Source organism: Halobacillus sp. ABR2_026 (assembly GCF_056158545.1).
Genome location: NZ_JBSWTM010000001.1, coordinates 2,585,347 through 2,606,104, shown reverse-complemented (window position 1 = coordinate 2,606,104; position 20,758 = coordinate 2,585,347). Strand labels below are relative to the sequence as shown.

Here is a 20,758-nt window from a genome sequence, read left to right as displayed (position 1 = left end):
CCGCTCTTGTATAATAGATGGGTCAGGGGTGAACTTATGATACAAAGCAAGATGAAATGGAATTTTACATATAGAGATGCTGAAGATAGCGCAGGAAACCTTCCTGGTGTGACTCCTCTTACCCAACAGCTTTTGGAAAAAAGAGGGGTATTCCACAAGGCAGCTGCGGACCTCTTTTTAAACCCTTCATTGGAGCATTTGCACAACCCAATGCTCATGGAAGGGATGGACCGTGCTATACACCGTGTGAAAAAGGCAGTCGAAGCTCAGGAGCCTATTCTTGTTTTTGGCGATTATGATGCGGATGGTGTCACTTCAACGACGGTAATGGTAGAAGCACTAAGGAAAGCTGGGGCGGATTGTGACTTTTATATTCCCAACCGTTTCACTGAAGGATATGGTCCGAATAAAGAGGCTTTTCAATTTGCTCATGATTCCGGGTATGCTTTGATTATTACGGTGGATACAGGTATAGCAGCAATAGAAGAAGCAACGTTCGCAAAGGAACTTGGTATTGATTTGATTATTACCGATCACCATGAAGTTCAGGAGGTCCTCCCTGATGCCTTTGCCATTATCCACCCAAAAACGTCAGCGGAATACCCTTTTCAGGAGCTTGCCGGAGTGGGCGTTGCATTTAAATTCGCGCACGCGCTTCTCGGTGATTTCCCGAAAGAATTTTTGGATCTTGTAGTCATTGGGACCATTGCAGACCTTGTCCCCTTACAAGGGGAAAACAGAGTTCTAGCTTCTATAGGACTTCAGGCAATTTCACGTTCAAAGAGACCTGGTATTCAAGCTTTGAGGAAAGTATGTGGAATTGAGGGCGATATGAATGAAGAGACAATCGGCTTTACAATCGGACCGCGATTGAATGCCGTCGGTCGGCTACAGGATGCCACTCCTGCCGTTGATTTACTGCTGTCGCAAGATTTAGAGGAAGCTGATCAAATCGCTTCATTCATAAACTCACTGAATCAAGAGAGGCAGAAAATCGTAGCTTCTATTGCCAAAGAGGCAGAAGAGATGGTTGCTACGGAGGACGGTCAAGCGGACAATGTTATTGTCGTCGCTAAAGCAGGCTGGAATCCAGGGGTTCTTGGTATTGTAGCTTCTAAACTTGTCCGTCAATTTGACCGGCCCGCCATCGTTTTAGCCATTGATGAAGAAAAAGGGGAAGCCAAAGGTTCGGCAAGAAGTATTGATGCCTTCGATTTATTTTCAAACTGTATGGAAATCCGTCACCGCTTCTTGCATTTTGGCGGCCATGCACAAGCGGCTGGAATGACGCTTTCCGTAGAACAGATTGACGATTTGAGGAATGATTTAATTTCTTTGGCAGGGGAAAAACTATCGGATGATGATTATCAACAGGTTCTCGAAATTGAGACCACTGTCCAATTGGAAGACATTTCTCTTCAACAAATCGAAGAGGTCGATCAACTTCGTCCATTTGGTATGGGGAATCCTAAACCGTTATTCCATCTCAAGCACACCCCGAAAGAAGTACGCTTGATCGGAAGTAAAAAAAATCACCTGAAATTTCAGTTTCAAGGTCAACAATCCCGCATAGATGGGATTGCATTTGGCATGGGGGACCTTTACCAGCGTATCTCTCCTCATACTTCTCTTGATGTTGTAGGAGAGCTTGGCATAAATGAATGGAATGGTCGTAAAAACCTACAGGTGATGATCAAAGACTTAAGCATCAACGAATGGCAATTGTTCGATCATAGAGGTTCTAAACATATCGAAAAGAACGTAATCATCCCCACGGACCAAACCTATGCAGCCGTGCGATTCCGGGGAGAAGTTGAATCACCTTTCAATATTCCTGTGCTGGAAGCTGAAAATGTGAAGCAGGGCAGCATTTTTGATGGGCTGCTTCTCATTGATTTACCTGAGCGGATGTCTGATTTGATTGAGATGCTCAACAGAGTGGAGGTGGACAACCTTTTCGCCTGTTATCATATACAGGAAAGCACTTTTCTAAAAACATGGCCATCAAGAGACCACTTCAAATGGTTTTATGGTATGCTATTGAAGCGTGGTCGTTTCAACCTTCATGAAGAAGCCGATTTATTGGCTGACCGTAAAGGATGGGACAAGTCCATGGTGGAATTTATTTCTGAGGTGTTTTTTGAACTCGACTTTGTTAAAATGAAAGACGGGATTATTACTGTGGAATCCGAACCTTCTCAAAAAGATTTGCGGGAATCTTCGCTTTATCGCTATCGTGAGGAGCAATTGCAAATTGAACGTACCTTGTACTATTCCACATACAAAGAATTGAAGACTTGGTTCGATCAGTACATGAACCATCGTTTTAAGCAAGCCAAGGAGGAAGTAACGAATGGATTATAAAGAACATATTGCGATCGTTGAAGATTGGCCTAAAGAGGGTGTCCAGTTCAAGGACATTACGCCTTTGATGGATAATGGCCCTGCTTTCAAAGCTGCGGTCGATGAAATTGTAGAATATGCAAAAGATAAAGAAATAGATATTATTGTAGGACCTGAAGCACGCGGATTCATCGTCGGATGTCCTGTTTCTTATGCATTGGAAATTGGATTCGCACCTGTACGGAAAGAAGGAAAACTTCCACGTGAAACCATAAAAGTAGATTATGGTTTAGAGTATGGAAAAGACGTACTTACGATTCATAAAGATGCAATTAAACCGGGTCAACGTGTCTTGATTGTTGATGACCTTCTAGCAACCGGGGGAACGATTGAAGCTACCATCGACCTTGTTGAACAGCTTGGTGGAGAAGTAGCGGGCTGTGCCTTCTTAATTGAACTTACTTATTTGGATGGTCGCAGCAAACTAGATGGACATGATGTCCTTACACTCATGCAATATTAATGAAAGAGTGCCCTTGTTGGGGCGCTCTTTGTTTTACAAGTCATCAGTGGGCTTTTTCCTTTACAAGAAGAGTCCTTTTTTTGATAATGTTAATCAAATATATTTTGAAAGTTCTAAAGAAACTAGGGTGATTGAATGGCGAAAGATACAGTTCTAACTGCGGAAGAAGTCATAGAACAAGCGAGTCAGTATTTGAATGAGTCAGATATGGCGTTTATTCGTCGTGCATACGAATTTGCTGAAGAAGCTCACAGCAATCAGTTTCGCAAATCAGGGGAGCCTTATATCATTCATCCCATTCAAGTAGCGGGCATTCTTGTTAACTTGGAGATGGATCCTGAAACGATTGCCGGTGGCTTTCTCCACGACGTAGTAGAGGATACAGAGGTTACATTAAACGAAATCGGAAATGCTTTTAGTGAAGAAGTTTCTATGCTGGTAGATGGTGTAACGAAATTAGGGAAAATCAAATACAAGTCAAAAGAAGCTCAGCAAGCGGAAAATCATAGAAAAATGTTTGTAGCTATGGCCAAAGATATGCGGGTTATTTTGATCAAGCTAGCAGACAGACTTCACAATATGCGGACGCTGAAGCACCTCCCTGCAGAGAAACAGCGCCGAATTTCGAACGAAACGCTGGAAATCTTCGCACCTTTAGCCCATAGATTGGGAATTTCTACGATCAAATGGGAATTGGAAGATACAGCTCTTCGATACTTGAACCCGCAGCAATATTATAGAATTGTTCATTTGATGAAACAGAAAAGGAACGAGCGGGAGCACTACATTGAGGAAGTCATTGATGAAATACGGTCACAATTAACAGAAGTTAATATAGACGCTGACCTTAATGGACGTCCGAAACACCTGTACAGCATTTACCGCAAGATGGTTCTTCAAAATAAGCAATTCAATGAGATCTATGACTTGTTAGCCGTTAGAATTACTGTCAATAGTATTAAAGACTGCTACGCTGTACTCGGTATTATCCATACTTGCTGGAAACCTATGCCGGGACGGTTTAAAGATTATATAGCCATGCCTAAGCCTAATCTTTATCAATCACTTCATACGACTGTGATCGGACCTAAGGGCGACCCGCTAGAAGTTCAAATCCGTACGCACGAAATGCATGAAATTGCGGAATATGGAATCGCTGCACACTGGGCGTATAAAGAAGGAAAGCAAACGACTTCAGAACAATCCTTTGAGGAGAAACTTACCTGGTTCCGTGAAATTCTCGAGTGGCAGAGTGAAACCCATGATGCGGAAGAGTTCATGGAGTCTCTTAAAGTGGACCTTTTTTCGGACATGGTCTATGTGTTTACACCTAAAGGGGATGTCATAGAGCTTCCGTCTGGTTCTGTGCCTGTGGATTTTGCCTATCGCATCCATACTGAAGTAGGGAATCAGACAATCGGGGCGAAAGTTAATGGCAAAATGGAGCCTTTGGACTATGAGCTGAAGACAGGGGATATTGTTGATATTATGACTTCAAAGCATGCCTATGGTCCGTCCAAGGATTGGATTAAGCTTGCTCAAACATCCCAAGCTAAAAATAAAATCAAGCAGTTTTTCAAGAAGCAGCAAAAAGATGAAAATATCTCTAAAGGTAAAGAGCTTGTCGACCGGGAAATTCGCAATTTCGGTATTCAGCCTAAGGATGTATACACCACAGATAACCTGAATCGTGTGTCCGAAAAATTCAACTTCTCAAATGAAGAAGACATGTTTGCAGCTGTCGGATATCAGGGAATTACGGCAGCTCAAATCGCTACACGGTTAACGGAGAGAATTCGCAAACAAAAGCAGCAAGAACAGGATTTGGAACAGACCCTCGCAGATGTCAGTACGACCGAAATCAAAACTCCTGCTAAAACAGGCAAAAAGGATTCCGGGGTACGTGTAGAAGGGGTGGATAACCTTCTTGTCCGATTATCGAAATGTTGTAATCCGGTTCCGGGGGATGAGATCGTAGGATATATTACGAAAGGACGCGGGGTCTCCGTCCATCGTAGTGATTGTCCAAATGTGCACACAGAGGAAGCTCAAACGCGGCTGTTGCCTGTGAAATGGGAGACATCGGTTACAGACTCCAAACAATATCACGTAGATCTTGAGATTTGGGGATATGACCGAAGAGGTCTGCTTAACGAAGTCCTCCAGGCCGTCAACGAAACAAAAACCAATATTACTGCAGTGTCTGGGAAATCCGATCGCAATAAAATGGCGACGATTCATATCACCATCTTGATTCAGAACACCAGCCATTTGCGGAAAATTGTCGAGCGGATTAAGCAAATTCAAGAAGTTTACACGGTCCGTCGAGTTATGCAATAGAAATGGGGAATCTACGATGAAAGCAGTCATTCAAAGAGCAACAAACGCTTCTGTTTCCGTCGAAGGAGAGTCGGTCAGCGCTATTGAACATGGCTTGGTCGTTTTGTTAGGAGTGACTCATGAAGACACAGAGGAAGATGCTCGTTACTTGGCGAAAAAGATTCCATATCTGCGAATTTTTGAAGATGAAAATGGAAAAATGAACCATTCCCTTGTTGATAGGGGTGGCCAAATGCTATCGATCTCACAATTTACTCTGTATGGCGACTGCCGCAAAGGTCGTCGCCCCAACTTCATGGAGGCTGCTAAGCCGGATCCTGCCGAAAGCTTATACGAATCCTTTAATCAAATGGTTGAAAATGAAGGTGTGAAGGTAGGGAAAGGTCGATTTGGAGCGATGATGGATGTGCAGTTAACGAATGCAGGTCCTGTTACCTTAATTATTGATAGTAAAGAGCGTTAAAAAACTGTACTCCGAACAGGAGTACAGTTTTTTTGATGGATTCATTTTGTAGAATTATGCAATAAGAACATGGCATTCAGTCGAAATAATTTATAAAACCTTGGGTAATTCCTTGACTGACTTTGGTTTGGTAAGAGCCCGTCCTAACCGTTTGTTCCTCTCTTGCATCTGACAGGAAACCTAACTCTAACAGAACGGAAGGTTTATTGTTTTCTCTGATTACATGAAAGTTGCCTTTTTTAGTTCCGCGATCTCTTAAGCCTGTATACGCAACCATCGATGATTGCACGGAATCTGCGAGTGCTTTATCTTTTGCGTGGTAATAGTAACTGTTCAATCCTCTGGCTACCACATGCAGAGGAGCTGAGTTGTAATGCAGACTGATGAATGCATCAGCATTGGAATGGTTGGAATGATAGGAGCGGAGCGACAAGGAGGTATATTGATCATTTGACCTTGTCAGCAGTACTTTTGCCCCTTTGCTTTCTAACTGCTTCTTCAGTTGAAAAGCTGTATCAAGAGTCAGTGTTTTTTCGTAACTTCCACCTCTTCCTACTGCTCCTGGATCACGTCCACCGTGCCCGGCATCAATCATGATGGTTTTTCCTTTAAGAGTAGAGGATGTGGCAGGAGATGTACTGTCTCCGCCTATCTCTTTGACGATCCAGCCGGCCACATAGGCCGTTTTACTTTCGTAAGATATTTTATACCATTGTCCTTCTTTACTTAAAACTCTAAAACGGTCATTTTTATGCCCTCGCCCGATGACCTTGTCCCTCGTGGACGGACCTGATCTCAGATTTGTGCTGTTATAATTTAAAGATACGTATGATTTACTGGAAGAAGGGGAGTTCGCTGTGTCCTTGCTCGTTTCGTTAACGAGCCATCCAGCTACCCAACCTGTTTTACCTTGGCTGAACTTTATTTGATACCAGCGGTCTTTCTTCGCTATGTAATCATAGGTTTCTCCTTTGCTTACTTTTGTTAGGATACGCCCTCTTGTGGAGTTTTCGCTTCTGACATTCAGGACAGAAGTTCCTACTTCAACCTCCCCTTTAACGCTGCTTTGTGAGGGAGAGTTTTGTTTTTTGTTTTCTGCAGGTTCAGATGCCTTTGTTTTCTTTGTTGTCAGATAGTCGCTGTGCACCCAGCCTTTTGTGTTTCCTTTTGTGATGTAAACCCATTTTCCGCTTTGTTCAGCAGGGGTCACTTCATCGCTTTTCATCAAATACCCCTTGATCATCCCCTGTAAATTCGGGTTGGACCGGATACGGAGGTAATCATATTTTGAATAAAATGAAGGGCTTGATGCTTTTTCTGGTACAACATTTGTAAGCCATTTGGCGATCCATCCATCTGTCCCTGTGCGCTCAATTTTCAGCCAATCCCCCTTTTCGGACAGAACTTTGTAACTTGCCCCAGTATGAACTTTCCCTACGCTGTCAAAGTTTGTTCCTGGACCTGTTCTTACATTCAAGTGATCAACTTGGACCACTGCTTTGTCTGCATAGACAGGGCCTGGGTCATAAATAATGAAGAACCCTATAAAAAATGCAAGAAAAATGATTCCCTTCTTCAACAAGAAATTCCACCTCCTCAACGTTATCTTTAACATTATTCGACAATGGAAAGGCATATCCTTCCGTCATAAGTTTATTTCAACCGATTAAATTTGTTCTCCTTTACTTGACACAAGGTAAAGGAAGATTATATGATAATAATCAATTCTAAAATGATTCGAACAAAACCATTGAGGAAAAAAGTAGTCAGTATCCATGCGGACAGAGAACGAATGCCAAAGGCTGAAAGCATTCGGTCGTTATGCACTGATGAAAGACGTTTCTTAGGTTCTACATCGAAATGAGAGTAGGTGTAGACGTACACAGGCGTTAACTGTTTTGAGTGGAGGTTTGTAGCAAGCCTCAAATCAGGGTGGCAACGCGGGCAATCCCGTCCCTTTTTCGCATCTGCGGAAAAGGGACGGGATTTTTTGTGGTAAAAAATGGTTTATTTCGTTAGGAGGAGTTATAGATGAGTATGAATGCCCCTCGTGGTACGCAGGATATTCTGCCCGGCACGTCAGAGAAATGGCAGTACATTGAAGAACAACTGGCCGATTTATGCCGGCGCTATCATTATAAAGAAATTAGAACACCGATATTCGAACACACCGAATTGTTCCAACGCGGAGTCGGGGACAGCACCGATATCGTTCAGAAAGAGATGTACACCTTTGAGGACCGTGGAGGAAGAAGCATTACGTTGAGACCGGAGGGGACCGCTTCTGTAGTACGTTCTTATGTACAAAACAAAGTTTATGGCCTTCCGAATCAACCGACAAAGTATTTTTATATGGGACCTATGTTCCGCTATGAACGGCCTCAGCAAGGCAGAATGCGCCAGTTTGTACAATTTGGGATTGAAGCTCTTGGCAGTGATGATCCTGCCATTGATGCAGAGGTTCTTTCTCTAGCACTGAACTCGTACAAAGAATTGGGGCTGAAGTCATTAAAGCTTGTTCTTAATAGCCTGGGGGACAAAGAGAGCAGAGAAGCACACAGAGCTGCGCTTGTCCGTCATTTTGATCCACACCGTGATGAACTTTGTGAGGATTGTCAATTGCGCCTTGATCAAAACCCGCTGAGAGTGCTGGATTGTAAGAAGGACCGGGAACACCCAGCTATGGAAACCGCACCTTCTATTCTCGAATATTTGAACGATTATTCTAAAGCGTATTTTGAACAGGTCAAACAATTTTTAGATGTTATGGGTATAGAATACGTTGTTGATCCAAACCTTGTTAGGGGGCTGGACTATTACAATCACACAGCCTTTGAAATTATGAGTGAAGCTGAAGGATTTGGAGCAATTACAACCTTGAGCGGCGGAGGCCGTTATACAGGACTTGTCCAGGAAGTAGGCGGTCCCGAAACTTCCGGGATTGGCTTTGCCATGAGTCTTGAACGTTTACTTATGGCTCTTGAAGCAGAAGGTGTAGACCTCCCGGTGGATGAAGAATTGGATGTGTTTTTTGTTGCCCTCGGAGATGAGGCGAACAAGATGGCTGTGAAGTTAACCGATGAATTGCGCCGTTCTGGTATTCAGGTAGACAAAGACTATTTGGGTAAGAAAATGAAAGCGCAGTTTAAAGCTGCTGATCGTTTCGGAAGTAAATTTGTTTTGGTACTCGGGGATCAGGAGCTTGAGAACCAAATGATTAATGTGAAAAATATGACGACAGGTGAGCAGGAAGAGATAGCTCTTGATCAAATCATTACCCACATGAAGAAAGAACTGACTGGAGGCGAATAGGATGGAAAGAACAAAATGCGGATCGTTGCGAAAAGAACATTTAGAGCAAGAAGTTACGATCAAAGGCTGGGTACAAAAGCGCCGTGATTTAGGCGGTCTGATTTTCATTGATTTACGAGACCGTTCAGGGCTTGTTCAGGTAGTTTTTAACCCTGAGACATCAGGTGAAGCGCTAGAAACAGCGGAGAACGTGCGTAGTGAATATGTTCTCGAAGTAAAAGGCACGGTGGTGGCCCGTGATGCACAAACCGTCAATTCCAACCTTGGCACAGGGGAGATCGAAGTCGCAGCAAAGGAATTGACTATTCTAAATAAAGCGAAAACCCCACCGTTTATGATTGAAGATCAATCAGAAGTATCTGAGGATCTTCGCCTTAAGTACCGCTACTTGGACTTAAGAAGAAAAGAAATGCAGGAAACCTTTAAAATGCGTCATCAAACGACACAGTCGATTCGTAATTTCTTGAATGAAGAAGAGTTTCTGGATATGGAAACACCGATGCTGACAAAGAGTACACCAGAAGGAGCTCGTGACTATTTGGTGCCTAGCCGGGTTCATGAAGGAGAATTCTATGCACTTCCTCAATCGCCGCAGTTATTTAAGCAGCTTTTAATGATGTCCGGCTTCGAGAAATATTATCAGATCGTGCGCTGTTTCCGAGATGAAGACCTGCGTGCGGATCGCCAGCCTGAGTTTACACAAGTGGATATCGAAACATCATTCATGACCACCGAGGAAATTATGGCCATGACCGAACGTATGATGAAACGTGTCATGAAAGAAGTGAAAGGGGAGGAAATTGAAACTCCATTCCTTCGTATGCCCTATGATGAGGCGATGGAAAGATTCGGCTCAGATAAACCAGATACACGGTTCGGTCTGGAGTTGGTCAACCTTTCTGAAGTTGTGAAGGACTCCGGTTTTAAAGTATTCCATAGTGCGGTTGCTTCCGGTGGCCAGGTGAGCGCTATTAATGTGAAAGGGAAAGCGGATGAATTCTCCAGAAAAGACATCGACAAACTGACGGAGGATGTTAAAGTGTACGGGGCGAAGGGTCTTGCCTGGTTGAAAGTGAAGGATGGAGAGTTCAACGGTCCGATTTCGAAATTCTTCTCTGAAGAAGAAGCGGCTTCGATCATGGACAAGATGAATGCCACAGACGGAGACCTTCTGCTTTTCGTAGCCGATCAAACAAACGTAGTGCATGACAGCCTGGGGGCTTTACGTCAAAAGCTAGCCCGTCATTTGGATCTGATCGATGAGTCCAAGTTCAATTTTCTCTGGGTGACAGATTGGCCACTCTTTGAATATGATGAAGAGGAAGGGCGCTATCATGCAGCTCACCACCCGTTCACAATGCCTGCAGGCGGCCAAATGGATGAGTTGAAGAAGAATCCAAAGGATGTGCGTGCAGAAGCTTATGATATTGTACTCAATGGGTATGAGCTTGGCGGAGGTTCCCTGCGTATTTTCCAAAAAGAAATGCAACAGGAAATGTTTGAAGTGCTTGGCTTCAGTCAGGAAGAAGCGAATGAACAATTCGGATTCCTTTTGGAAGCCCTGGACTATGGAACACCTCCTCATGGCGGGATTGCCTTCGGTTTGGACAGGTTAGTGATGTTGTTAGCAGGGCGTACGAATTTGCGTGATACGATCTTATTCCCGAAAACAGCGTCTGCTCAGGATCCAATGACAAATGCTCCAGGACCAGTGAGTGAATCACAATTAGATGAACTGCACTTACAGCTGAAGTCTTCTAGTCAGTCCGACTCAGATGCATAAATCTCCAACGTAATTGTTGATTCCGTTATGGTTATATGCTAAGATTACATTACAAAATTAAAGAGACCAATCCTGATGTGTACGTTGTTCGAATGTACGTTTTGACCGAACATTTTTGAAACGGGAGCCTGGTGTTTCCATATGGAATGCATGCCTCATAACCATCATTGATGGGAGGACGCAAGAAATGTGGAACAGGGCACCCACCTGCCTAGAGCGGGTTCAAAACTCATGATACGACGGCACAATTGGGATTGGTTTTTTTAATGGTTTTTTATCACTAAATCACTGAATACGGTAACCATACATAAAAAAACGTTTCCCCGCGGGGAAACGTTTTTTGATTATCGGGCAAGGTTCTCAAGGTTGCCGTTCTTTTCCATACGGAATTGAGGTTTATACGCATGGTCCGAGTCATCAAACATAACCATTTTTCGAGCTCGGTCCATAATTTGTATCAAAGCTTGATAGTCTTCAGTCACAGCTTCAAGCTGGCCATTCAACTGTTGGTTTTGCTCCGTTAGTTCTTTGTTTCGGCTCTCTAGCTCTGACACTCGGGTTTGAAGCGAACTTGAATCATCATTTTCTTGCGATAATTGGCTCAGGTACGTAATAACATCTTGTAAACCGATGCTTGGACCAGCAGGAGCTTTGCTTTCTTTGAACTTTGAAGGGGAAGGTTCCGGAAGTGAATAATCCTCTTCCTCCACGTCGGCTTGATAGATAACGGGAGCCTGCGGTCTCTGGAAGGCGGGCTGATGCTTCGCTTCTTTCCGTTTTTTCTCTTTCCTTTGTTTCTTAGCAAGTTCTACCGCCTGCTCGTATTTTTGACGAACTTCTGCATTCCACCTAAAGCCGCAGGCAGCCGAAGTTCGATTCAGGATGTCTCCAACCTCATCAAAAGCCTTCAATTGTGTACTACCTTCCCGTATATGTCTCAATACGGTTTCTGCTAATAATAGATCATCTTCATGAGACCAGGCATCTTGTCTTACTTTAGGCATATTCACCACTCCTAATTTTATCCTTTAAGATAATAGTTTGTCAGATTTAGTAGTAGTGTAGCCAAGTTGGAATGGAAATATACTTATGTGGATTTCTGCTTTTTGATCTTGCTATACACCTGGTCAAGAGCCTGTTCGAATTTACCAGTTCGCTTAGGCTCATAATACTGCCTGCTTTTTATAGGATCTGGGAGGTATTGTTGATTTACCCAGGCATTCTCATAGTTGTGTGGATATTTGTAATCAATGCCCCTTCCCAGTTTTTCAGCTCCTTTATAATGAGAGTCTTTCAAATGCGCCGGCACTTCTCCGCTTTTACCGTTTCTTATATCTGCTAATGCAGCATCCAGTGCTTTATAGGCACTATTGGATTTAGGGGAGAGGGCGAGTTCAGTTACAGCCACTGACAATGGAATCCGTGCTTCAGGAAATCCAATTCTCTCAGCAGCTTCAACAGCAGATAGAGCCCGTGGTCCTGCTTGAGGATTGGCGAGGCCGATGTCTTCATAAGCGATGACTACTAATCTTCTAGCAATACTGTCAAGATCACCGGCTTCAATGAGTCTACCTAGATAATGTAGAGATGCATCTACATCACTTCCACGGATAGATTTTTGAAAAGCTGATAACACATCGTAATGAGCATCTCCATCTTTATCATGGCTGAAGCTCTTTTTCTGCATACACTCTTCAGCAACTTCCAAATCGATGGTCACTGTTCCGTCTTTATCGGCAGGGGTAGAGAAGGCGGCAAGCTCGAGCCCATTCAATGCAGCCCGTAAATCTCCATTGGACGCTTGAGCGAAATGATCCAGAGCATCTTCAGTCAGGTGGATATCCATATGTCCAAGGCCTTTTTCTGGCTCTTCAAGCGCATGGTGAACGGCTTGTTTGATATGCTCACTTTCCAATCGATACAGCTCAAATAAATGACACCGGCTACGGATCGCCGGATTGATGGAATGGTAAGGGTTACTTGTCGTACAACCTATCATAGTCAAACGGTTGCTTTCCAGATGAGGAAGCAGGAAGTCCTGTTTGGCTTTATCCAGGCGGTGGACTTCATCGAGGATGAGTACGAGCTGTCCGTGCATCTTCGCTTCTTCCACGGCAATTTCCATATCTTTCTTTTTATCTGTCACAGCATTCAACGTTTTATGAGGAATCTTCAAGCTCTTGGCAAGGGCGGTTGCCATTGAAGTTTTTCCAGTGCCTGGAGGTCCGAACAGAATCATGGAGGCGAGGCGTTCAGCCTTGATCATCCGGTTGATTGTTTTCCCTTCTGAAACGAGATGAGTTTGACCGATAATTTCATCTATATTTGCGGGTCTTAATCGAAAAGCAAGGGGTTGTTGACTCATGAAACATTCTCCTTTAGACGGTTATGATTGTAAGCGTAGAATGATTTATAGGAAAATGCAAGGGACTTGCCATTCATGCTATAATAGCGTTTGGTATAATAGAGAGAGGAGGATGACCATGAGACTTTACGGGGATGAAAAGCGGGAACTGGTTATTCGTTGGAGCTTTTTCTCTATCGGTTTAGTCATCCTGGGGCTAGGTATTTCTATGACTATGCAGGTCAAAGAGTTCGGTATAGGACCATGGGATGTTTTTCACTATGGTTTGTTTCTGAATTTTGGACTGACGGTAGGAACTTGGTCGATTATCGCAGGATTACTGATTGTTCTAATCAGTTCTGCCATGCAAAAAAGGTGGCCGCAGATTGGAACAATATTAAATATGGTTCTTATTGGTATTTTTATTGATTTCTTTAATTGGATTTTACCGGAACCTGACACATTTCTCATGCAATTATTTGTATTTATTTCCGGGACATTTGTCATCGCTCTTGGTATTGGTGTATATGTGGCACCAAAAATGGGAGCGGGTCCACGTGACAGTTTGATGTTATTAATTACCGAGACTACGGGATGGAAAGTATCGACGGTTAGAAATGGAATTGAAATCATCGTAGCTGTGGCAGGGCTTGCTCTAGGTGGCCCAGTAGGGGCTGGTACAGTCTTTATCGCCTTGTTTCTAGGTACGTTTGTAGGCTATACCCTGCCAGAGGCTGAACGATGGCTGAAGATTTTATTAACGAAGGGTGACATGTATGAAGATATCTACCAAAGGCCGGTACGGGCTAACCATCATGATTGAATTGGCTAGGAAATATGGGGATGGACCGATTTCCTTGAAGCAGATTGCAAGGGACAACCAATTATCGGAGCATTATTTGGAGCAACTGATCGCACCATTACGGAATGCAAGTCTTGTTAAGAGTGTGCGTGGGGCTTATGGAGGTTATATGCTTACGAAAGCTCCTCATGAGATTACAGCGGGAGACGTTATTCGTGTATTGGAAGGGCCGATCACACCTGTAGAGGGCATCGAAGACGAAGAGCCGGCAAAACAGGCGCTATGGAAGAGAGTCAGAGATGCAGTAAAAGATGTTCTTGATACAACGACCCTTGAAGATTTGAAAGATCATGTGGATGATCAAACTCAAGACGCTTATATGTTCTATATTTAATAGCTGGAGGTGAAAAGATGAAGTCAATCTACTTGGATCACGCAGCAACTTCACCCGTCCACCCAAAAGTGATCGAAGAAATGATGCCTGTATATGAGGAAGTGTTCGGGAATCCTTCGAGTGTTCACCAGTTCGGAAGAAAAGCAAGACGTATCTTGGACGAATCCCGGAGAACGATTGCTGAAAGCCTGGGGGCCAATGAAAAGGAAATCGTCTTTACGAGCGGGGGCACAGAAGCAGATAATCTGGCCATAATCGGGACAGCCCGAGCCAATAGCCGCTATGGCAAGCATATCATTACCACTTCCATTGAACATCATGCTACATTACATGCAGTCGAATTCTTAGAAGCTGATGGTTTTGAAGTGACCTATCTTCCTGTGGATGAAATGGGTAGGGTCTCGGTTGATGATGTGAAGGATGCCCTCCGTGATGATACCATTCTTGTGTCCATCATGATGGTTAATAACGAAACAGGAGCTATTCAGCCTATTCAGGATATAGCGGCTGCTTTGGAAAATCATCAAGCATATTTCCATTCGGATATCGTTCAAGCCTATGGCCTTTTTAATATAGATGTTTCTCAATTCGGTGTAGATTTATTAGCCGTGTCCGGGCATAAAATCAATGGACCTAAAGGGATTGGTTTTTTGTATATCCGTGAAGGTACGCCTGTGGAATCTCTGCAATATGGGGGAGAACAAGAACGGAAAAGGCGGGCAGGGACTGAAAATATACCTGCTGTGCAAGGGTTGAGGACAGCTGTTGAAGTCATGGACAAAGAGCGTTCGACCTATAAAGAAAAGTATCTTCATTATAAAAGAATTTTTCTTCAAACGTTAGATCAAGAAGAAATAACTTACCAAGTGAACGGGGATCCAACGAAGACGATAGAATCAATTGTGAACGTCAGTTTTCCGGCAATGAATGTGGAAACACTGCTGACCAACTTCGACTTGTCAGGAATTGCGGCATCTAGTGGAAGTGCCTGTACCGCAGGGTCTGTAGAACCTTCCCACGTTCTTTCCGCCATGTTCGGAACGGATCACCCTAAGACTACAAATTCAATCCGTTTCAGTTTTGGACTCGCAAATAATGAGGAAGATATAAGAGAAGCAGCAAAGAGAGTCAGTCAGATCATTAATAGATTGACTGCATAAGGAAGGTGAAGAAAATGAAAGACCCGAAAGATACACGTGTAGTTGTCGGGATGAGTGGCGGGGTGGATTCCTCTGTAGCTGCACTCCTCCTGAAAGAACAAGGCTATGACGTAGTAGGTATCTTTATGAAAAACTGGGACGATACGGACGAAAATGGTGTCTGTACAGCCACAGAAGATTACGAAGATGTTATTCGCGTATGTAATCAATTGGATATTCCGTATTTTGCGGTGAACTTTGAGAAACAGTATTGGGATAAAGTGTTCACCTATTTCCTTGACGAGTATAAAAAGGGACGTACTCCGAACCCTGATGTCATGTGCAACAAAGAAATTAAATTTAAAGCGTTCATGGAACATGCTATGTCGCTGGGAGCAGACTATTTAGCTACAGGACACTATGCCCAAGTGCAGGAAAACAACGGAACTTACGAAATGCTGCGCGGGGTGGATCACAATAAAGACCAAACGTACTTCTTGAATCAATTATCGCAAGATGTACTCTCTAAAGTAATGTTTCCATTAGGTCATCTGGAGAAGAAAAAAGTGCGTGCGATTGCCGAAGAGCATGGTCTTGCTACGGCTAAAAAGAAAGATTCAACAGGGATCTGCTTTATTGGTGAGCGTAACTTCAAAGACTTTCTTAGTGAGTTCCTACCTGCTCAACCAGGAAATATGGAAACTCTCGATGGTGAAGTAAAAGGAAAACATGACGGTCTGATGTATTATACATTAGGCCAGCGGCAAGGACTTGGAATCGGTGGCGCAGGTGATCCTTGGTTCGTCGTTGGTAAAAATGTGAAAGACAATATTCTGTACGTTGGCCAAGGGTTCCATCATGAAGCTCTCTATTCCGATGGATTGATTGCTTCGGAAGCGAACTGGACGAAAGGTGAAGCTCCATCCGAGCCTTTCACGTGCACGGCTAAATTCCGCTATCGTCAAGAAGACAGCGGGGTTACGGTATATCCGGAAGCGAACGGTTTATGGAAAGTCATGTTTGACGAACCTGAACGTGCCATTACTCCAGGTCAAGCAGTGGTCTTTTATGACGGTGATGTCTGTCTTGGTGGAGCAACGATTGATGTCGTTTTAAAACAAGAAGAAGAAGTCACGTATGTAGGATAGAAATAACAAGTCATGTCCGCTCTTTGGGACATGACTTTTTTGTGAGGGGCATCCCAATTATTGTGGAGAAGCCTGTGAAAAGATATTAGCGGAAGGAGCGGTTTAGCAAATGGATAAATTAAAGCAGGGAATCGAACAAATGCAAAACCATAATTACGAGGAAGCAGCCAAGTTGTTTACGGAGGCTATCGATGAAAATCCAAAGGAGCCTGTGGGATATATCAACTTCGGAAATCTGCTCACACATATGAATGATTATGAAAGGGCTGCACGTTTTTTTAATCGTGCTATCGAATTGGATGATCAAGCGGCGACTGCTTACTATGGTCTCGGAAATGTCTACTACGAACAAGAAAAATTTACAAAAGCCCAGGAACAGTTTATACAAGCGATCCAACAAGGGTTGGATGAGGCAGATGTCCACTTCATGCTTGGGATGACCTTCGTTCATCAGGAATACGTAAAGCTGGCGCTTCCTTATCTATTGAGAGCATCGGAACTTGCCCCTGAAGATGTAGATGTACAGTTTCAGTACGGTCTTTGTCTTGCTCAGAATGGCCAGATTGAGCATGCTGAACAAGTGATGAACCATGTGCTACAATTAGAAGAACAACACAGTGATGCCCATTACAATCTGGGTGTTGTCGCTCTTCATAAGGAAGATGCTCAGAAAGCGCTGCAGCATTTTACGAAGGCATTGGAAATCAATCCTGAGCACATGCTGGCAGCTCATGCAAAAGGGCAAGTGGAACAAGCGTTAAACGAGTAGAGGAGTTCGATGGTCATGACCCAACAATCGCTCTTTCAAGATCCAAATGGTGAGAGACCTTATGTCAAAGGCGAATTGAGCCGGATGATTTTCCATAATGAATCGGAGCACTTTTCCATCGCTTCCATTCACGTGAAAGAAACCAATGAATCGTTCACTGAAAAGTCTCTGGTTATCAAAGGTCATTTTTCTCCTTTGGAGGAAGGTGAAACTTATATTTTTCATGGTGAATTCAAAAACCATAAGAAATTTGGACTGCAATATGAAGTGGAAATGTACAACCGTGTTCTCCCCGAAACAAAAGATGGAATTGTGCTGTACTTGTCCAGTGATCTTTTTCATGGAATCGGAAAAAAGACAGCTGAACGGATTGTGGATGAGTTAGGTGAGCAGGCGATTCCCAAAATATTGGAAAATAGGGACGTCCTGAATTCCGTCCAAAAGCTCCCAAAAGAGAAAGCGGATCAACTGTATGCAGCTTTAAAAGAACACCAGGGGTTCGAACATATTATGATTCATTTGTCTCAATACGGATTTGGCTTGAAGCTTGCTCAGAAAATATATGAAGCCTTTAAAGATCAAACCATGGCCATCATTGAAGAAGACCCTTATCAACTAGTGTTCCATGTAGATGGATTTGGCTTTCATAGAGCCGATGAGATGGCAAAAATGCAGGACTTATCTCATGATCATCCGACAAGAATCCGAGCGGCCTGTTTATACATCATGCAAAAAAGCATGAGTGCCGGCCATGTTTATCTGCCTACGGAAGAGTGTTTGGTACAAGTGGAGCAGTTGCTCAATCATGGGGCTGATCCTGTGATTACATTTGAACAGCTATCTGCACAGATGATTCACCTAGGGGAGGAACGGTTTGTTTATATTGAAGAAGACCGTGTATACCTTCCTTCTTTGTATTTTGCAGAGAATGGCTTTTGCAGTCATATCGATCGCATTCAGGAGAAAGAGGTGGAGGTTGAACATACACAGGCAGATCTGATGAAAATCATTGGAGATTTAGAAGAAGAGGAAGCTATGAGCTATGGAGAAGATCAATTCAATGCTATTGAAAAAGCCCTTCATTCTAAGCTGATGATTTTGACGGGGGGGCCAGGTACCGGCAAAACCACTGTAATCAAAGGGATCATTCATACGTTTGCAGAATTGAATGATGTGTCCATAGACCCTGGAGATTATGAGACAGACAAACCTTTTCCTTTTGTGCTGGCAGCGCCGACGGGCCGAGCAGCAAAAAGAATGACAGAATCGACGGGCCTTCCGGCAAGTACGATCCATCGTCTGCTTGGATGGGACGGTCATGACTCTTTTGAACGGAACCAGAACAATCCGCTGGAGGGAAGTGTATTGATCGTGGATGAGTTTTCCATGGTTGATATTTGGCTTGCCAATCAGTTGTTCAGAGCAATCCCTGATGATATGCAGGTCCTGCTGGTTGGCGATGAAGATCAACTACCTTCCGTAGGACCAGGCCAGGTCCTGGCTGATCTTTTGGCCTCTGATACCCTTCCTTATATTAAACTGACGGAGGTGTACCGCCAAAAAGAAGGATCGAAAATCATCCAGCTCGCCCATGAAATTAAAAGAGATGCCTGTACGGTTTCGTCCCTTGGAAAGGACCATGATTTCAATTTCATTCCAGCTCGGGAGCACCAATTGAGCGATCTTGTAACAAACATTGTCCAAAAGGCGTTGGATAAGGGAAATGAATTGAAGGACATCCAAGTGCTCGCTCCTATGTACAGGACAGATGTCGGCATTCATAAGTTGAACGAGAGGATACAGCAGGTCGTGAATCCCCAAAGTAAGCAGAAGCGTGACCTGAAGCACTTTGAAGTCATTTATCGTAAGGGAGATAAGGTTATCCAGTTAGTGAATCAGCCGGAGGATGGCGTATACAATGGAGATATCGGGGAAATTGTGGCGATTTTCAGGGCGGAAGAAAATGTTGATGGTGTTGAACAGGTCGTCATCGATTTTGATGGAAAAGAAGTCGTCTATCCAAAAAAGGATTTGAATAGTATTATGCATGCTTACTGTACGTCCATCCATAAATCTCAGGGTAGTGAATTTTCCATTGTTATTCTACCTATAGTACGAAGCTATCGACGCATGCTGAGGAAGAATTTGATCTACACAGCCATTACAAGGGCCAAAGAGTCTCTGATCATCTGCGGCGAGCGTGAGGCTTTCCTTGACGGAGTCGGGACGACAGATACAAATTCCAGATATACCCGATTGGCAGAGAAGCTGCAAAATGAATCACCCCCAGAAGTGAATACGGAAGAAGAGGAAGAACAATTATCACCTTACGACTTCATGTAGGAGGGGAGCGTTTGACTCATCGTATCGGTATGTCAGGCAGCACGATCTTATCGGAACGTAGCCATTTTGAGGAACTGTTTAGTTTCGGATTGGCTCATATTGAAATTGGGGAATTCAGGGACAGGGGTTCTTACAAAGACTTTTTGGACATGGCTTCATCCTCTGGAATAAGTTTTGGAATACACGCGCCTCATTTTAGAGACGGCAGTAAATATGATCTGTTAGAAGACGTAAAAATGCCCTCCTTGACTGCCAGGGAATTGTTCGTAAAAGAGGTCAGGGAGGCTTCTAGTTCAGGAGCTTCTTATCTTCTGGTACATTTTCCATACTTTAAATGGGGAACGGATAATAGCGAAGAAAAGATCGAAGAAGGGCTTCAATTTTTGTCTCATTTACAACATGCTTATGATATTCCGATTGTTTGTGAACCGAAACTTGGAGTTAAGCAATCACCAGCAGGCATTCAATATCTGCAAAATTTTCCTATGTCATTATGGGAAGAATATGGCCTGAGAATATGTATGGATCTCGGTGACTATCGATTGGCTGCGGGCGACGATTGGAAACGGTTTATGGAGCCGCTTCTCCCCTTTACAGATGTCGTTCATCTTCACAATGTTCGGTTAACAGATAAAGGGTACATATGGACTCCGGTGCATCCGGAGTTTAGGAAACAAGGAACTGAATATAATATGGGGCCTTGCATAGAATGGCTGGCTCAGGGAAATGATAAGTTCTTCATTTTTGAACACACCCCTCACACCAATCCTGATCGAGAGAGGGTAGAAGAGGGGATTCGATGGGTTCATGAACTAGTCACCTAATGTATGAATCTTCTTTTCATGGACATACTGTTTGGTAAAAAAGGAGTATGTCCGATGAGATGTCCGAACTGTAAGAATAAAAATCTCGGCAAGATCGGGAATGAACAATATTACTGTTGGAATTGTTGTTTGGAATTGACGATAGAAGATGGGAAGATGAATATTAACCAAATTGAGGAAGATGGCAGTTTAAGTTCTTTGAATGATATTTTTTATCAACAAGGATCATAA

General features: G+C 43.5%; 17 protein-coding genes, 1 other RNA gene and 1 other annotated feature. Of the genes, 15 read left to right on the top strand and 3 right to left on the bottom strand.

From position 1 onward, the window contains the following. Positions 1-36: 36 nt before the first annotated feature. From recJ to dtd, 4 genes are all read left to right on the top strand, one after another. On the top strand, positions 37-2,364 hold the full coding sequence (gene recJ / locus ACXADE_RS13595) for a single-stranded-DNA-specific exonuclease RecJ (protein ID WP_474980994.1): 2,328 nt from the start codon (positions 37-39) through the stop codon (positions 2,362-2,364). After that, positions 2,354-2,866, top strand: coding sequence for an adenine phosphoribosyltransferase (locus ACXADE_RS13590; RefSeq protein WP_474980993.1), 513 nt, complete (start codon positions 2,354-2,356; stop codon positions 2,864-2,866). The genes recJ and ACXADE_RS13590 overlap by 11 nt, the downstream gene beginning before the upstream one ends. A 135-nt stretch (positions 2,867-3,001) precedes the next feature. Next, complete coding sequence (locus ACXADE_RS13585; protein ID WP_474980992.1) at positions 3,002-5,206, top strand: RelA/SpoT family protein; 2,205 nt, start codon at positions 3,002-3,004, stop codon at positions 5,204-5,206. Between the two features lie 16 nt (positions 5,207-5,222). Beyond that, entirely contained in the window at positions 5,223-5,669 is a 447-nt protein-coding gene (gene dtd / locus ACXADE_RS13580) for a D-aminoacyl-tRNA deacylase (RefSeq protein WP_474980991.1), read from the top strand. Between the two features lie 76 nt (positions 5,670-5,745). Here the strand turns inward: dtd and ACXADE_RS13575 are convergent, their stop codons facing one another. Beyond that, positions 5,746-7,251 (bottom strand): SH3 domain-containing protein, encoded by a 1,506-nt coding sequence (locus ACXADE_RS13575; protein WP_474980990.1) that lies wholly within the window; start codon positions 7,249-7,251, stop codon positions 5,746-5,748. A gap of 159 nt (positions 7,252-7,410) precedes the next feature. Next, positions 7,411-7,630: a binding site (T-box leader), on the top strand. 70 nt (positions 7,631-7,700) lie between these two features. Here ACXADE_RS13575 and hisS point away from each other — a divergent pair. The 3 genes from hisS to ssrS all read left to right on the top strand — a co-directional run bounded on the left by hisS (position 7,701) and on the right by ssrS (position 11,023). Further along, positions 7,701-8,981 carry a histidine--tRNA ligase gene (gene hisS / locus ACXADE_RS13570; protein WP_474980989.1) on the top strand — a complete coding sequence of 427 codons (1,281 nt, stop codon included), beginning with the start codon at positions 7,701-7,703 and terminating at the stop codon, positions 8,979-8,981. 1 nt (position 8,982) lies between these two features. Continuing rightward, positions 8,983-10,764 carry an aspartate--tRNA ligase gene (gene aspS, locus ACXADE_RS13565; RefSeq protein ID WP_474980988.1) on the top strand — a complete coding sequence of 594 codons (1,782 nt, stop codon included), beginning with the start codon at positions 8,983-8,985 and terminating at the stop codon, positions 10,762-10,764. A gap of 66 nt (positions 10,765-10,830) precedes the next feature. Continuing rightward, a non-coding RNA gene (gene ssrS / locus ACXADE_RS13560) (6S RNA) lies at positions 10,831-11,023 on the top strand. A gap of 85 nt (positions 11,024-11,108) precedes the next feature. Here the strand turns inward: ssrS and ACXADE_RS13555 are convergent. Both ACXADE_RS13555 and ACXADE_RS13550 read right to left on the bottom strand, forming a co-directional pair. Beyond that, positions 11,109-11,768 carry an RsfA family transcriptional regulator gene (locus ACXADE_RS13555; protein ID WP_474980987.1) on the bottom strand — a complete coding sequence of 220 codons (660 nt, stop codon included), beginning with the start codon at positions 11,766-11,768 and terminating at the stop codon, positions 11,109-11,111. An 83-nt stretch (positions 11,769-11,851) separates the two neighbouring features. Further along, positions 11,852-13,129, bottom strand: a complete 1,278-nt coding sequence (locus tag ACXADE_RS13550; RefSeq protein ID WP_474980986.1) for a replication-associated recombination protein A — start codon at positions 13,127-13,129, stop codon at positions 11,852-11,854. Between the two features lie 118 nt (positions 13,130-13,247). Between ACXADE_RS13550 and ACXADE_RS13545 the strand changes: the two genes are divergently transcribed. From ACXADE_RS13545 to ACXADE_RS13510, 8 genes are all read left to right on the top strand, one after another. Further along, complete coding sequence (locus ACXADE_RS13545; RefSeq protein ID WP_474980985.1) at positions 13,248-13,931, top strand: YczE/YyaS/YitT family protein; 684 nt, start codon at positions 13,248-13,250, stop codon at positions 13,929-13,931. Beyond that, the gene (gene cymR / locus ACXADE_RS13540) at positions 13,885-14,304 is read left to right on the top strand and encodes a cysteine metabolism transcriptional regulator CymR (RefSeq protein ID WP_474980984.1); all 420 of its coding nucleotides are present in this window, start codon (positions 13,885-13,887) and stop codon (positions 14,302-14,304) included. Before ACXADE_RS13545 ends, cymR begins: the two co-directional genes overlap by 47 nt. Positions 14,305-14,321: 17 nt before the next feature. Beyond that, positions 14,322-15,464, top strand: coding sequence for a cysteine desulfurase family protein (locus ACXADE_RS13535; protein WP_474980983.1), 1,143 nt, complete (start codon positions 14,322-14,324; stop codon positions 15,462-15,464). A 14-nt stretch (positions 15,465-15,478) separates the two neighbouring features. Further along, positions 15,479-16,591 (top strand): tRNA 2-thiouridine(34) synthase MnmA, encoded by a 1,113-nt coding sequence (gene mnmA, locus ACXADE_RS13530; RefSeq protein ID WP_474980982.1) that lies wholly within the window; start codon positions 15,479-15,481, stop codon positions 16,589-16,591. Between the two features lie 109 nt (positions 16,592-16,700). Continuing rightward, positions 16,701-17,360, top strand: a complete 660-nt coding sequence (locus tag ACXADE_RS13525) for a tetratricopeptide repeat protein (protein ID WP_474980981.1) — start codon at positions 16,701-16,703, stop codon at positions 17,358-17,360. 15 nt (positions 17,361-17,375) lie between these two features. Further along, positions 17,376-19,703, top strand: coding sequence for an SF1B family DNA helicase RecD2 (recD2, locus tag ACXADE_RS13520; protein ID WP_474980980.1), 2,328 nt, complete (start codon positions 17,376-17,378; stop codon positions 19,701-19,703). Between the two features lie 11 nt (positions 19,704-19,714). Continuing rightward, positions 19,715-20,527, top strand: coding sequence for a sugar phosphate isomerase/epimerase (locus ACXADE_RS13515; protein WP_474980979.1), 813 nt, complete (start codon positions 19,715-19,717; stop codon positions 20,525-20,527). Positions 20,528-20,581: 54 nt separating this feature from the next. Further along, the gene (locus tag ACXADE_RS13510) at positions 20,582-20,758 is read left to right on the top strand and encodes a hypothetical protein (protein WP_474980978.1); all 177 of its coding nucleotides are present in this window, start codon (positions 20,582-20,584) and stop codon (positions 20,756-20,758) included.

Bases quoted from the DNA above. Each gene is read 5' to 3' on its own strand.
- recJ (WP_474980994.1), top strand. From the start codon at position 37: ATGATACAAAGCAAGATGAAATGGAATTTTACATATAGAGATGCTGAA.
- ACXADE_RS13590 (WP_474980993.1), top strand. From the start codon at position 2,354: ATGGATTATAAAGAACATATTGCGATCGTTGAAGATTGGCCTAAAGAG.
- ACXADE_RS13585 (WP_474980992.1), top strand. From the start codon at position 3,002: ATGGCGAAAGATACAGTTCTAACTGCGGAAGAAGTCATAGAACAAGCG.
- dtd (WP_474980991.1), top strand. From the start codon at position 5,223: ATGAAAGCAGTCATTCAAAGAGCAACAAACGCTTCTGTTTCCGTCGAA.
- hisS (WP_474980989.1), top strand. From the start codon at position 7,701: ATGAGTATGAATGCCCCTCGTGGTACGCAGGATATTCTGCCCGGCACG.
- aspS (WP_474980988.1), top strand. From the start codon at position 8,983: ATGGAAAGAACAAAATGCGGATCGTTGCGAAAAGAACATTTAGAGCAA.
- ACXADE_RS13555 (WP_474980987.1), bottom strand. From the start codon at position 11,768: ATGCCTAAAGTAAGACAAGATGCCTGGTCTCATGAAGATGATCTATTA.
- ACXADE_RS13550 (WP_474980986.1), bottom strand. From the start codon at position 13,129: ATGAGTCAACAACCCCTTGCTTTTCGATTAAGACCCGCAAATATAGAT.
- ACXADE_RS13545 (WP_474980985.1), top strand. From the start codon at position 13,248: ATGAGACTTTACGGGGATGAAAAGCGGGAACTGGTTATTCGTTGGAGC.
- cymR (WP_474980984.1), top strand. From the start codon at position 13,885: ATGAAGATATCTACCAAAGGCCGGTACGGGCTAACCATCATGATTGAA.
- ACXADE_RS13535 (WP_474980983.1), top strand. From the start codon at position 14,322: ATGAAGTCAATCTACTTGGATCACGCAGCAACTTCACCCGTCCACCCA.
- mnmA (WP_474980982.1), top strand. From the start codon at position 15,479: ATGAAAGACCCGAAAGATACACGTGTAGTTGTCGGGATGAGTGGCGGG.
- ACXADE_RS13525 (WP_474980981.1), top strand. From the start codon at position 16,701: ATGGATAAATTAAAGCAGGGAATCGAACAAATGCAAAACCATAATTAC.
- recD2 (WP_474980980.1), top strand. From the start codon at position 17,376: ATGACCCAACAATCGCTCTTTCAAGATCCAAATGGTGAGAGACCTTAT.
- ACXADE_RS13510 (WP_474980978.1), top strand. From the start codon at position 20,582: ATGAGATGTCCGAACTGTAAGAATAAAAATCTCGGCAAGATCGGGAAT.